A 13,280-nucleotide genomic window follows, 5' to 3' on the forward strand; every position below is an offset into this window, starting at 1 on the left:
CAGAATAGCGGCCGCGAAACCATGATCGCTCGATCCGGCGCGTAGCATCAAGGCAGCAACAGCACGTAATGGACGTTCGAGGAGTGCGGTGAGCGAGCAGAGCCCGCGGCAGGAATTCTCCGGGATTCGCATGGGGAAGCCGTTCGGCATTCCGGTGTACGTCTCGTGGACCTGGTTCATCGTCGCGGTGTTCATCACCGTGGTGTTCGGCCCGCGTTTCCAGAGCATGCTGCCAGGTCTCGGGAGCGGCGCGTCCTACGGGGTGGCGCTGGTCTTCGCGGTGCTCCTCTACGTGTCGGTGCTGCTGCACGAGCTGGCCCACAGCGTGCTCGCCAAATGGTACGGCCTGCCGGTGCGCCGGATCACCCTCTACCTGCTCGGCGGCGTATCCGAGATCGAGCGCGAGCCGCCCACGCCGATCAAGGAGTTCCTGATCGCGGCCGTGGGCCCGGCGCTCTCGCTCGCCCTGGCCGGGCTCGGCCTGGCCGCCGACGTCTACCTGATCAACGGCGGCGGCATCGCCGAGATGCTCGTCTGGCAGCTGTGGGTCTCCAACCTCATCGTCGGCGTGTTCAACCTGCTGCCGGGGCTGCCCCTGGACGGCGGGCGCATGCTGCGCGCCGGGGTGTGGAAGCTCACCAAGAGCCCCGGCTCCGGCACCGTGGTCGCCGCCTGGGGCGGGCGCGTGCTGGCCGTCCTGCTCGTGGCGGTTCCCGTCGTGACGGCGGTGAGCGGCGGCCGGGGGATCATGACCGAGGACCTGATCTGGCCGCTCGTGCTGGCCGCCTTCATCTGGTTCGGCGCCTCGCAGTCGCTGCGCGTGGCCAGGATCCGCGAGCGCATCCCGAAGGTCAACGCGCGCGCCCTGGCCCGCAGGGCGGTCCCGGTGACCCCCGAGACGCCGCTGTCCGAGGCGCTGCGGCAGGCCGCCGAGCGCGGCGCCGGCGCCATCGTCGTGGTCGGCCACGACGGCAAACCCCTGGCCATCGCCCACGAGGCCGCCGTCCAGGCCACCCCCGAGCACCGCCGCCCCTGGGTGAACATCGGCTCCGTCGCCAAGTCCCTGGAGCCCTCCATGGTGCTCCCGGCCGACCTGACCGGCGAGACGCTCATCGACGCCATGCGCGAGGCCCCCGGCAGCGAATACCTCCTGGTGGACGGCTCCGGCGAGATCTACGGCGTCCTGTCCACGGCCGATGTGAACCGCGTGTTCAGCGGCGTCTGATTTGTCCCACTCGTTTAAGCGGCGGCCCCCGGCTAGGGTCGTGCCCAGCAGTTTCGCGTGACCCGGCGCCAGGCTCCGGCGATTTCTGCGATGGGACGACTGGCCGATAGTGTGCTGTTTGGCCAAACTTGCACAGTTGAGGGGTTTGTTGCGGTCCACCGGTTCACCGAATCGAGACGACGCGGCCGCGACACGGCCTCGCCGCCTGGGTATGCGTATGGCTGGTGGCCAGCACGGCAGTGCGGGTGCCGTAACATCGCCGGCTTCCGGGGAGGAGAGACGAGTGACCGAGCGCAGCGAGGGCACCGATGAGCAGCGCAGCACGGTCGTCATGAGGGAGGACGCATGACCGGCCAAGGCTTCGGAGTGGTGCGCCCGCTTCCCGGGAACGGGCTGGTCGCCTACGCCGGCGGGCTGCTGCTGGTGTGCGACGCCGGCGAGGCCGCCGCCGACGACCTGCTCACGGCGCTGCGCGAGACCGCAGCCTCCGGCGGCGACGGCAGGGCGCTGGCCCGCCGCGCCGCTCAGGTGCTGGCGGCCAACATGGCGGGCGACCCGGCGACCTGCGCGGTCGCCGGCCCCGTGGGCGGGGGAGTGGCCGTCCTGGTCAGCGGCTCGGCCGCGGCCACGATCGCCACCACGGGCGGCGAGACGCGGCTGGCCGGCAGCGACTCGCTGACCTGGGCCGACCGCCTCGTCACCGGCCCCGTCGAACGGGTCGAGCTGAGCCTGCCCGGCGCCGGCAGCCCGCACCCCGCGGTCCGCCTCGACGGCGGCGTCGTGCACGGCGGTGGCCTCGTGGGCGACTTCACCGACCGGCCCGCCGAGCCCGCGCCGTCCCGGCCGCTGACCAGCGAGCTGCCCGCCACCGGCATCCACATCGAGTCCGATCTGATCCAGCCGCCCGCGCCGGTCGAGAGGCCGCCCTACCCGCTGGCCGACCAGCCGGCGGTCGCGCACGGGGCGCCCTCGGGCCCGCAGCCCGCGCCCGCGGACCCCTCTCCCTACGGCCCGCCGCACGACCAGCCGTACGGCCAGCCCCAGGACCCCTCTCCCTACGGTCCGCCGCAGGACCAGCCCTACGGTCCGCCCCAGGACCCATCCCCCTACGGCCCGCCGCAGGACCCTTCCCCTTACGGTCCGCCGCAGGACCAGCCGTACGGCCCCGCGCAGGACCAGCCCTACGGCCCGCCCCAGGACCAGCCGTCGCCCTTCTTCCCGCCGCCGCAGGACCAGCCCCAGGGGCCCGAGCCGCAGCAGCAGTTCCCCTCCTACGACGAGCCGCCCGCCGGCGGCTCGGCCCCCGACCAGCCGGCACCCACCCTCGGGCCGCCCGACCACTTCGACCAGCCCGCGCCACCCGTGCTCGGCCCGCCCGACCACTTCGACCACCCGGGCGGCCAGCCGCAGCAGGAGCAGCAGCAGGACCACGGCGACCGCCCCCTGGTCTACGGCGTCGACTGCAAGAACGACCACTTCAACGACCCCCGCTCGCCCTACTGCGCCGTGTGCGGCATCGCGCTGGTCCAGCGCACCCTCGTCCCCTACAAGGGGCCGCGCCCGTCCCTCGGGGTCCTCATCCTCGACGACGGCACGGCGCTGCCCCTGGAGAGCGACTACCTCCTGGGCCGCGACCCCGAGCGGGCACCCGAGGTGGCCGGCGGCACTGCCAGGCCCGCCAAGGTGACCAGCCCCGACGGGTCCGTCTCGCGCCGCCACCTGCGGGTGGCGCTGGACGGGTGGGACGTCAACCTGGTCGACCTCGGCTCGGTCAACGGCACCCAGATCCAGCCGCCGGGCGACCCCAACTTCTACGACATCCCGCCGAACGAGCCGGTCACCATCGCGCCGGGCACCACGGTCCGGGTGGGCGTCTCCCGCACCCTCCGCTTCGAGGCACACCGGGGGTAGCACGGCAGCGCCGCTTGGAGGCACACCGGGCTGGCACGGCAGCGCCGCTTAAAGGCGCACCGGGCGAGCATGGCGGCGCCGCTTGGAGGGACACTGCGGCAAGCACGGCACCGCCCGCGTTCCCGATGGCCGGGCACGCGGGCGTTCCCTCCCGTGCCGCGCCACCCCAGCGCCTCGAACGGGGGACCGGCTCATCCGGTCGCCATGGCCGCACTGGCGCGCCCGAAACCCTGCGCGCCGGTGGGTGCCCGGTAGGAGGTCCTGGCGTTCGCCGGATCCTGGGCGCTTCGCGGTGGCGCTCACCAGGTGCCGTGAATCTCCCCTGAGCTCATCCCGCCAGGAACTCGCGCGCTCCGCGCAGCCGGGTCCGCAGCCGCCGCCGGGTGGCCGCGCAGTCCAGCCGCACCTCTAGCGGCCCGGGAACCCCCGACGTGGCGCGGCGACCGGCCGGCAGCCGGGTCGCGTCCAGGCCGTCCCGCAGCGCGATGAGCCGGCCCAGCTCGTACCGGCTCATGTCGTCGCCGCCGGCGGCGTGCAGCACCCCCGTCAGCCCGCGCGCCGCCACCTCCGCGAGCGCCGCCGCCAGGTCGCCGACGTGGACGGGGCACCTCACGTCGTCGGTGAACAGCACCCCCTGGCCCTGCCCGGTCGCGAGCGAACGCGTCAGCGTCTCGTGCACCGAGTCACCGTCCCCGATGATCAGCGACGTCCTGACGATCGCCGCGTCCGGCAGGATGGCGCGCACCGCCGTCTCGGCCGCCGCCTTGGCCGCCCCGTACGGGTTGACCGGATCGGGCGCGCACGTCTCGTCGTACCGCGGGGCGGCGCCCGAGAACACGGCGTCGCTCGAGACGTGCACCATCCGTCCGCCGATCCGCGACACCGCCAGGGCGAGGTGCGCGGGGCCGTCCGCGGTGCTCGCCCAGTCGGCCTTCCGGTACGACGCGTTGATCACGACTTCCGGCCGGAACTCCTCCACGGTCGCCGCCACGGCCTCGCGCGAACGCACGTCCAGCGGCAGCCACCGGACGGGCGACGGGCCCGCGGGCCGGGCGGTCAGGAAGGTGGCGCCGACGTCGTCTCCGGCGGCCACGCGGAGCCGTACGAGCTCGCGCCCCAGATATCCGCTCCCGCCCACGATCAGAACCCTCACGACCCGCCACATTAGCCGCCCGGGCCCTCAAAGGATCCGCCCGGGCAGCCCGGCACATCCGCCCACGCCGCCCCCGATAGGTCCGCTCCACGTGGGCCCCGACAGATCCGCCCACGCGGCCCCCGAGACGCCCGCCTCACGTGGCCCTCGACGGATCCGTCGCACGGCCCCCGACGCGTTCGCTCACGTGGCCCCTCAGGGGTCTGCCGCACGGCCTCTGGAAGATGCGCCGACCGGCCTGGAAGCTCCGCCTACGCGGCCCGGAATGCCTGGGTTCGCCTACGCGGCTCGGAACGCCTGGACGCCCCGCAGGAGCCGCGCCGCCGCCTCCAGCCCGCTGGCCGCCTCCAGCGCCCGCCCGGACGCCGTGGCGAAGCGGCCCAGCAGGTGCTCGTCCCCATCGCCGAACCCGCGCCCGGCGACCCACACGAACGCGTGGTCGCGCGTCGCCAGCGGCACCTCGGCGGCCAGGAACCCGGGCTCGCCCACCGTCACGTCCCGCGCCAGCCGTACCGTGGCAGCGGACGTCGCGAGCTCCTTGAGCACCCCCGACTCCTCCAGCCACCGGCGCACGCCCAGCGGATCGTCCGGGGGCGCGTGCACGTGGATCGCGCTCGCCTCCCGCCTCAGCGCGTCCACGCCCACGAACCCCGCGTAGGCGGCGCCCGTGACGGCGGCGGCGGCCCTCGCCAGCCGGGCGACCAGGCAGGCGGCCTCCAGCCGGGAGAGCGAGGCGATGAGCTCGCCCATGGCGACATCGACATGGTTGTTTGGCATCGCGGTGTGCCCTCCGGGGAGGGGATGAGATCGCGCGGCCGACCGCGCGATGTTCTCAGGCCCTGACTATCACTCCGGACGCGGCGCTTGACTACCCCTCAACTGGAAATCGGGATTTTTACCTACAACCGCCCCAGGCTCCCGCCGCGGCAACCGCACCCCAACCGGACCCCCACGGAGCCGTCACACCTGACGCAGCCGTCATGCCGGGCGCACCAGTCACGCCGGGCGCAGCCGTCACGCCGGGCGCAGCCGCGACCACGCCACGTCGTCCACGCGCCTGCCGTCCGGCTTGGCGAACAGCTCCCGGTGCACGCCCTCCCGGCTGAACCCGGCCCGCTCCAGCACCGCGTGCGAGGCCGCGTTGCCCGTCTCGGTGCCGGCCACGATCCGGTGCAGCGCGGTGTTCGCGAACGCCCAGTCCACCAGCAGCGTCACCGCCCGCGTCATGTACCCCTTCTTGCGGAACTCCGGCACCAGCGAATAGCCGATCATCGCCTGCCCCAGCGCGGGCACCACCTGCGTCAGCTGCACGTGCCCAGCGAACGCCCCCGACGCCGCGTCCCTGATCGCCAGCTCGACCCGCTGCCCCGACACCCACCAGTAGCCGGTGTGGCGGCAGCGCCGCTCGTCGTCCTCCGGCGTGCCCGCCGGGCTCATCGAGTAGGCCGCCACCGTCGGGTCGGTCATCATCCGGTGGTAGTCGGCGGCGTCGGCCACCTCCAGCGGCGTCAGCCGCACCACGCCGTCGCTCAGCTGCCCGCCCTCGAAGAACGGCAGGTACGGCTCCGCCGGCGGCACCGCGTCGCCGGCCAGCCGCGCGAACGTCACCATGTCGGTGTACCGGCCGTCGCGCAGCCGCTTGGCGTCGCGCCTGCGGCCCTCCTCCAGGAAACCCGCCTTGTACGCCACGCGCAGGCTCGCCACGTTCTCCAGCGCGGCCTCCAGCTCGACCCGGCGCACCCCGTGGTCGAACGCCCAGTCGGTGAGCGCCCTGGCGGCCGTCGTGGCCACGTTCCTGCCCCGCGCCCACGGCGCCACCACGTAGCCGATCGCGGCCGTCCCCCACTGATCCGGCGGCCGGATCGCGACGGAGCCGGCGTACTGCCCGTTCTCGGTGATCGCGTAGTCGGCGCCGCCGGCCTCCCACGTCGCCGCCACCCTCGCCAGGTGCTCGCGCGCGTCCTTCACCTCGTACGGCGACGGGAACAACGGGAAGAAATGGGCCGTGACCGGGTCGTCACACGACTTGGCGATGGCCTCGGCGTCGCCGTCCACGGGCGGCCGCAGGATCAGGGAACCGGTCGAGATGACATCGCGCGGGAGCATTCCCCATAGATACCGCGCGTCCGGAGCCCGTCGAAAGCCCTATAACCTTGCGGCCATGGGTTTCCGCAGGCATGGGCCTTTCCGGGCGGGGGATCAGGTGCAGCTCACCGACCCCAAGAACAAGCGCCACACGATCACGCTCAAAGAGGACGGCGTCTTCCACACCCACAAGGGCGCCATCCCCCACAGCGACCTGATCGGGCAGCCCGAAGGCTCCGTCGTGCGCTCCTCCGGCGGCACCCAGTACCTCGCCTTCCGCCATCTGCTGCAGGACTACACCCTCGCGATGCCGCGCGGCGCGGCCGTCATCTACCCGAAGGACGCCTCGATGATCGTCGGCATGGCCGACGTCTTCCCGGGCGCGCGGGTGATCGAGGCGGGGGTCGGCTCCGGCGCGCTGACGTGCTTCCTGCTGCGCGCCGTCGGTCCCGAGGGGCACGTCACCTCGTACGAGCGGCGCCAGGAGTTCGCCGACGTGGCGCGCAAGAACGTCGAGAAGTTCTACGGCGACCCGATGGACGACAACTGGCGCCTGGTCGTCGGCGACCTGGTGGGCTCCATCGACGAGGCCGACGTCGACCGGGTGATCCTCGACATGCTCGCCCCGTGGGAGTGCGTCGACGCCGCCGCCAAGGCGCTCACCCCAGGTGGCGTGATCTGCTGCTATGTCGCCACGACGACACAGATGTCCAAGACGGTGGAGACGATTCGCGATCACGGGTGTTTCACCGAGCCGCATGCGTGGGAGACCCTGGTTCGCGACTGGCATGTCGAAGGACTCGCGGTGAGACCGGATCATCGGATGATCGGCCACACGGGGTTCCTCGTCTCCGCCCGCCGCATGGCGGACGGAGTGACGCCCCCGCCGAGACGCCGTCGACCGAAGGGGACCACCGAAGAACTATGACAATTTGGCCACGAGGGTGCGTTGGTGCGTGACACGGGAACAGATCGCCGTGTTCATGTGCTGGGAGTATTAAACGCACTATTGAGGATTAATCACCGAATACTGAATGTCACTCTACGAACACTGCCCGGCCAGGTTACGGAGGGGCCCGAGATAGGTAAGGTCCTAAGTAGTCGCCCTCGACTGGGAAGGAGGTGACGGGGCGTGGCAGCTCGCGATGATGCTGAGGCTCGAGCCGCGCAGCGCGAACGGGAGGTCGCTGATCTTTCAACACAGGTCTCCTTCCTCCAGGAGGAGATCACCGCGCTGAGGCGGAAGCTGGCCGAGTCACCCCGTCAGGCCAGGGTCCTCGAAGAACGCCTTCATGAGGCACAGGCGAATCTCGCGGCCGTGACAGGCCAGAACGAGCGCCTGGTGGCCACACTCAAGGAGGCCAGGGACCAGATCGTAGCTCTCAAGGAGGAGGTCGACCGGCTGGCGCAGCCGCCGTCCGGGTTCGGCACCTTCCTCGAGGCCAGAGAAGACGGCACCATCGAGGTGTTCACCGGCGGCCGCAAGCTCCGCGTGAACGTCAGTCCCGCCGTCGACGTCGACTCGCTGCGGCGTGGCCAGGAGGTCATGCTCAACGAGGCACTCAACGTGGTCGAGGCTCTCGGCTACGAAGAGGTCGGCGAGATCGTGATGCTCAAAGAACTGCTCGACGAGGGCACGCGGGCCCTGGTCATCTCGCACGCCGACGAAGAGCGCGTCGTGCGACTGGCCGACTCGCTGCTCGGCCAGCCCATCAGGGCCGGCGACTCGCTCCTGCTCGAACCCCGCTCCGGCTACGTCTACGAGCGCATACCCAAGTCCGAAGTCGAAGAGCTCGTGCTGGAAGAGGTCCCCGACATCTCCTACGAGGAGATCGGCGGCCTCGGCAGGCAGATCGAGCAGATCAGGGACGCCATCGAGCTGCCCTACCTGCACGCCGACCTGTTCCGCGAGCACAAGCTCCGGCCTCCCAAGGGCGTGCTGCTGTACGGCCCGCCCGGATGCGGAAAGACGCTCATCGCCAAGGCCGTCGCCAACTCCCTGGCCAAGCAGGTCGCGGAGAAGACCGGCCAGTCGGGCAAGAGCTTCTTCCTCAACATCAAGGGCCCCGAGCTGCTCAACAAGTACGTCGGCGAGACCGAGCGGCACATCCGCCTGGTCTTCCAGCGGGCCCGCGAGAAGGCCTCAGAGGGCACCCCGGTGATCGTGTTCTTCGACGAGATGGACTCGATCTTCCGCACCCGAGGCTCCGGAGTGTCCTCCGACGTGGAGAACACCATCGTTCCTCAGCTGCTGTCGGAGATCGACGGCGTCGAGGGCCTGGAGAACGTCATCGTCATCGGCGCCTCCAACCGCGAGGACATGATCGACCCGGCGATCCTGCGGCCCGGCCGCCTGGACGTCAAGATCAAGATCGAGCGGCCGGACGCCGAGGCGGCGAAGGACATCTTCTCCAAGTACCTCATCTCCGACCTCCCGCTGCACCCGGACGACCTGACCGAGCACTCCGGCTCCCGCGAGTCCACCATCCAGGGCATGATCCAGAGCGTCGTCGAGCGCATGTACACCGAGAGCGAAGAGAACCGCTTCCTCGAGGTGACCTACGCCAACGGCGACAAGGAAGTGCTCTACTTCAAGGACTTCAACTCCGGCGCGATGATCCAGAACATCGTCGACCGGGGCAAGAAGATGGCCATCAAGCAGTTCCTCGAGAGCGGACAGAAGGGCCTGCGGGTGCAGCACCTGCTCACGGCCTGCGTCGACGAGTTCTCCGAGAACGAGGACCTGCCCAACACCACCAACCCCGACGACTGGGCCCGCATCTCCGGCAAGAAGGGCGAGCGGATCGTCTACATCCGCACGCTGGTCTCCGGCAAGCAGGGCACCGAGGCCGGCCGGTCCATCGACACCGTGGCCAACACCGGCCAGTACCTGTAAACCTCACGGACGGGAGGGCCCGATCGGGCCCTCCCGTTCTCATGCCCGCCCTCCGCGTCCGGGGTGCGGAGAACCGGCCGGGCACAGCGGCTTCACCATCGCCGGTGGCGGCCCAGGACCCCACCTGAACGCACGTCCGACCGGGTCCGGTGGGTCGGTCCGGTGGAGTTCCTTCCGACGACGCCTCCATGCTCCTCTGGGCCGCGTTCCGGCGGCCGGGCATCGGGTGAGCCGCCATCGCGCGCCCCGCACCACAACAGGCTCCAGGCCCCCGCCCGAGGCATGTTACGGAAGTGGCCATAGTGAACAGAGTGACGATCGGCGGGAACCGAAATGATCGTTGTGGCGTCAAAGGGGCGTGCACGCACCTAACCGGCCCAAGCATGCTCGCGGAGACGGCCGGTTGGCCGAGCTCGACCTCCTGCGGTTCCTCGCCGCCCTGGCCGTCCTCGCCTTCCACTACCTGGTGGCGTACGCGTCGGTGTGGGGAGATCGGCCCGCCGAACTGTTCCCCGCCCTGGCGCCCATCGCGGGCTTAGGCATCCTCGGCGTCGAGCTGTTCTTCATCATCAGCGGGTTCGTCATCCTCATGACCGTCTGGGGGCGCGGTCTCGGCGCGTTCGCCCGCTCCCGCCTCGTCCGCCTGTATCCCGCGTACTGGCTCAGCCTCATCGCCGTCGCGGCCGTCTACGGGCTCACCGGCGCCAAGGCGCTCAACCCAAAACTTTCACCAGGCGAGTACCTGGTGAACGCCACCATGTTCCAGCGGCTGTTCAAGGTCACGGATGCCAGCGGCGTCTACTGGTCGCTCTGGGCCGAGCTCCGCTTCTACCTGCTGATGGCCATCCTGGTGATCATCGGGGTCACGTACGGGCGCGTCCTGACCTTCACCGGCGTCTGGCTGGCCGCCGCGCTCGGCGTCAAGCTGCTCGCCGCGGCCGAGCTGTACGACGATGACGTCGTACGCGAGATCGTCATGCCGGACTACGCCCCCTACTTCGCCGCCGGCATGGCCCTGTACCTCATCCACAAACACGGCGGCTCCTGGCTGCCGTGGCTCTACGTCGCCGCCGGATACGGCCTGTCGATCGACTCCGCGCTCGCCCGCGTGGCCCGGCGGGTCGACGCCGCCGGCTTCAAGAACATGCCCGTCACCGACGTCAGCGTGGTCATCGCCATCACGTTGATCTTCGTGGTGATGTCGCTCATGGCACTCGGACTGATCAGGCTCAAACCATCCAGAACGCTCACCGCGCTCGGTGGCATCACATACCCGCTTTACCTGTTCCATAGCGTCGTCGCGGTGGCCGTCATCCCCCTGCTCACCGGGCACCTGCCCCCGTGGGCCACCGCCATCGTGACCGCGCTGACCGCCGCCGCGCTGTCGTATCTCGTGTACTCCTTTGCCGAACGGCCCATCCAGCGACTCCTCAAGCCCCGCAGACCCACACAAACTGCGACAACTCCCGCCGTACAGGTTGAAAAGGCGTCGGTGCCATAACTCTGTGGCCTCGGGGCACTGTGAAGGGCATAGGCTCGGGCATATAAACGGCGGATAGACAGACCCGGACGAACAGAGGGTGTTGCATGACGGTGCGTCGGGTGATGGGCATCGAGACCGAGTACGGCATCTCCGTACCCGGCCAGCCAGGCGCCAACGCGATGGTGACCTCCTCACAGGTCGTGAACGCCTACCTGGCCGCCTCGGCGGCTCGCGCGCGCAGGGCCCGATGGGACTTCGAGGAGGAAAATCCGCTCCGCGACGCGCGCGGATTCGACCTGGCCAGAGAGGTCGCCGACCCCACCCAGCTCACCGACGAGGATCTCGGCCTGGCCAACGTCATCCTCACCAACGGCGCCCGGCTCTACGTCGACCACGCCCACCCCGAGTACAGCGCGCCCGAATGCACCAACCCCCGGGCCGCCGTCATCTGGGACAAGGCAGGCGAGCGGGTCATGTACGACGCCGCGACCCGCGCCTCCGCCATCCCGTCCAACGCGCCGATCCAGCTCTACAAGAACAACACCGACGCCAAGGGCGCCTCCTACGGCTGCCACGAGAACTACCTCATGCGGCGCGCCACGCCGTTCGCCGACATCGTCCGGCACCTCACGCCGTTCTTCGTCTCCCGGCAGGTCGTCGTCGGCGCCGGCAAGGTCGGCATCGGCCAGGACTCCCGCGGCGAGGGCTTCCAGATCAGCCAGCGGGCCGACTTCTTCGAGGTCGAGGTGGGCCTGGAGACCACGCTCAAGCGGCCCATCATCAACACGCGGGACGAGCCGCACGCCGACCCGGAGAAGTACCGGCGGCTGCACGTGATCATCGGTGACGCCAACATGTCGGAAATCTCGACATATTTGAAGCTGGGCTCCACCGCCCTCGTCCTCGCCATGATCGAGGACGGCTTCCTCACCCGCGACCTCGCCGTCGAGAACCCCGTACAAGCGCTCCGGGCCGTCTCCCACGACCCCAGCTGCCGCTACGAGATCCCCATGCGCGACGGCCGCAAGCTCACCGCCATCCAGCTCCAGATGGAATACCTCGAACAAGCCCGCAAATACGTCGAAGAGCGCGGCACCGCACAAGAGGAAATGAACAAGGACATCCTCGACCGCTGGGAGTCCGTCCTCACCCGCCTCGCCGAAGACCCCATGCAACTCGCCCGCGAACTCGACTGGGTCGCCAAACTGGAACTCCTCGAGGGCTACCGCACCCGCGACAACCTCGCCTGGTCCCACCCCCGGCTCCAGCTCGTCGACCTCCAATACTCCGACATCCGGCCCGACCGCGGCCTCTACAACCGCCTCGTCGCCCGCGGGCGCATGCAACGCCTCGTCACCGAGGACGAGGTCCAGCGCGCCGTCGAACACCCGCCCAACGACACCCGCGCCTACTTCCGCGGCCGCTGCCTGCGCCAGTACAGCGAATCCGTCGCCGCCGCCTCCTGGGACTCCGTCATCTTCGACATCCCCGGCCGCGAATCACTCCAGCGCGTCCCCACCTTGGAGCCGCTGCGCGGCACCAAGGCCCACGTCGGCGAACTCTTCGACCGCTGCCGCACCGCCGCCGACCTCGTCGCAGCCCTCACCGGCGGCGACTGACCGGCCACACCGGCGACCGACGGCCACGCCGGCGACCGGCCGCCCCTTGTCTGAGGGGCGGCCGTCACAGCAGGCCCACACCGAGCGTCAGCGTGCCCACCGCCAGGCACGACCCGCCCGCCACCGTCAACCAGATCAACCTGTTCGGTCTCGTGTCACCCGGCCGCACCACCGACAGGAAGAACCCCAGCGGCATGAGGATCGGCGCCGCCACGATCAACACCCGCGTCAGCGCCTTCAAACCCTCCGGCAGGCTCGCCTGGTCCACATAGACCATCGCCACCAGCGAGAACAGCACCAGCACGCCCGCATGGGCGTGCCCGGCCCGCCACAGCCCGCGCCGGACCGGGTTGTCCAGGTAGCCGGGAACGTTCCGCATGAGGAACTTCAGCAGCGTGACACCGCCGAAGGCCACCAGCGGGACTGTGATGAGGAGCACACCTGCCGTGCTCAGGGATTCGGGGGACATCGGAACCTCCTTCGTGGACGTGGGTCCAGTATTAGATAGTCATGCTATCTGGTCAAGCCGGCAAGATCGCGGGGCGATCGGCGCGAAATGTCGCCCGGTTCGGGGAAGATATGCCTAGAGGCACGTCCCCCGAGTGGAGGTAGGACATGGCAACCAAGGACACCGGCGGCCAGAAGCAGACCGGTCGGCGCGAGGCCGAGACCGAGGAGGTGGAGGCGACAGCGACGTCCGACGTTCAGGAGCGCCAGGAGAAGCTCACGGACGATGTCGACTCAATTCTGGACGAAATCGACGAAGTTCTCGAAGAGAACGCAGAGGAATTCGTGCGCAGCTACGTACAGAAGGGCGGCCAATAGGGGAAAACGGACATCTAGAAGGGGTAAATCGGGTGGGAACGCCGGACGGAATGAAGCGATGCCCGGACTGCGGTGAGGTCAAG

The 13,280-nt window shown here is 70.1% G+C and carries 11 protein-coding genes; 7 read left to right on the top strand and 4 right to left on the bottom strand.

Going from position 1 to position 13,280, the window contains the following annotated elements:
• Positions 1–88 precede the first annotated feature (88 nt).
• Both FH608_RS12650 and FH608_RS12655 read left to right on the top strand, forming a co-directional pair.
• On the top strand, positions 89–1,225 hold the full coding sequence (locus FH608_RS12650; protein WP_139630656.1) for a site-2 protease family protein: 1,137 nt from the start codon (positions 89–91) through the stop codon (positions 1,223–1,225).
• A 345-nt stretch (positions 1,226–1,570) separates the two neighbouring features.
• Entirely contained in the window at positions 1,571–3,136 is a 1,566-nt protein-coding gene (locus FH608_RS12655; protein WP_139630657.1) for an FHA domain-containing protein, read from the top strand.
• A 328-nt stretch (positions 3,137–3,464) separates the two neighbouring features.
• Here FH608_RS12655 and FH608_RS12660 read toward each other — a convergent pair whose 3' ends face one another.
• The 3 genes from FH608_RS12660 to FH608_RS12670 all read right to left on the bottom strand — a co-directional run bounded on the left by FH608_RS12660 (position 3,465) and on the right by FH608_RS12670 (position 6,395).
• Positions 3,465–4,289 carry an SDR family oxidoreductase gene (locus FH608_RS12660; RefSeq protein ID WP_226899390.1) on the bottom strand — a complete coding sequence of 275 codons (825 nt, stop codon included), beginning with the start codon at positions 4,287–4,289 and terminating at the stop codon, positions 3,465–3,467.
• Between the two features lie 279 nt (positions 4,290–4,568).
• A complete protein-coding gene (locus FH608_RS12665) occupies positions 4,569–5,066 on the bottom strand; it encodes a hypothetical protein (protein ID WP_139630659.1) in 498 nt (165 codons plus the stop codon).
• A 237-nt stretch (positions 5,067–5,303) separates the two neighbouring features.
• Complete coding sequence (locus FH608_RS12670) at positions 5,304–6,395, bottom strand: GNAT family N-acetyltransferase (protein WP_139630660.1); 1,092 nt, start codon at positions 6,393–6,395, stop codon at positions 5,304–5,306.
• Between the two features lie 55 nt (positions 6,396–6,450).
• Here FH608_RS12670 and FH608_RS12675 point away from each other — a divergent pair, with 55 nt between their 5' ends.
• The 4 genes from FH608_RS12675 to dop all read left to right on the top strand — a co-directional run bounded on the left by FH608_RS12675 (position 6,451) and on the right by dop (position 12,372).
• Positions 6,451–7,302, top strand: coding sequence for a tRNA (adenine-N1)-methyltransferase (locus tag FH608_RS12675; protein ID WP_139630661.1), 852 nt, complete (start codon positions 6,451–6,453; stop codon positions 7,300–7,302).
• 204 nt (positions 7,303–7,506) lie between these two features.
• The gene (gene arc / locus FH608_RS12680) at positions 7,507–9,270 is read left to right on the top strand and encodes a proteasome ATPase (protein WP_139630662.1); all 1,764 of its coding nucleotides are present in this window, start codon (positions 7,507–7,509) and stop codon (positions 9,268–9,270) included.
• A 403-nt stretch (positions 9,271–9,673) separates the two neighbouring features.
• Positions 9,674–10,771: an acyltransferase family protein gene (locus FH608_RS12685; RefSeq protein WP_226899391.1), complete on the top strand. Its 1,098-nt coding sequence runs from the start codon at positions 9,674–9,676 to the stop codon at positions 10,769–10,771.
• Positions 10,772–10,857: 86 nt separating this feature from the next.
• Positions 10,858–12,372 carry a depupylase/deamidase Dop gene (dop, locus tag FH608_RS12690; protein WP_317135558.1) on the top strand — a complete coding sequence of 505 codons (1,515 nt, stop codon included), beginning with the start codon at positions 10,858–10,860 and terminating at the stop codon, positions 12,370–12,372.
• A 64-nt stretch (positions 12,373–12,436) separates the two neighbouring features.
• On the opposite strand, the gene FH608_RS12695 is transcribed toward dop, so the two are convergent.
• Positions 12,437–12,841 (bottom strand): hypothetical protein, encoded by a 405-nt coding sequence (locus FH608_RS12695; RefSeq protein ID WP_139630664.1) that lies wholly within the window; start codon positions 12,839–12,841, stop codon positions 12,437–12,439.
• Between the two features lie 146 nt (positions 12,842–12,987).
• On the opposite strand from FH608_RS12695, the gene FH608_RS12700 reads away from it, so the two are divergent.
• A complete protein-coding gene (locus FH608_RS12700; RefSeq protein ID WP_139630665.1) occupies positions 12,988–13,197 on the top strand; it encodes a ubiquitin-like protein Pup in 210 nt (69 codons plus the stop codon).
• Positions 13,198–13,280 lie beyond the last annotated feature (83 nt).

It is taken from the genome of Nonomuraea phyllanthi (assembly GCF_006334985.2).
Lineage (GTDB): Bacteria > Actinomycetota > Actinomycetes > Streptosporangiales > Streptosporangiaceae > Nonomuraea > Nonomuraea phyllanthi.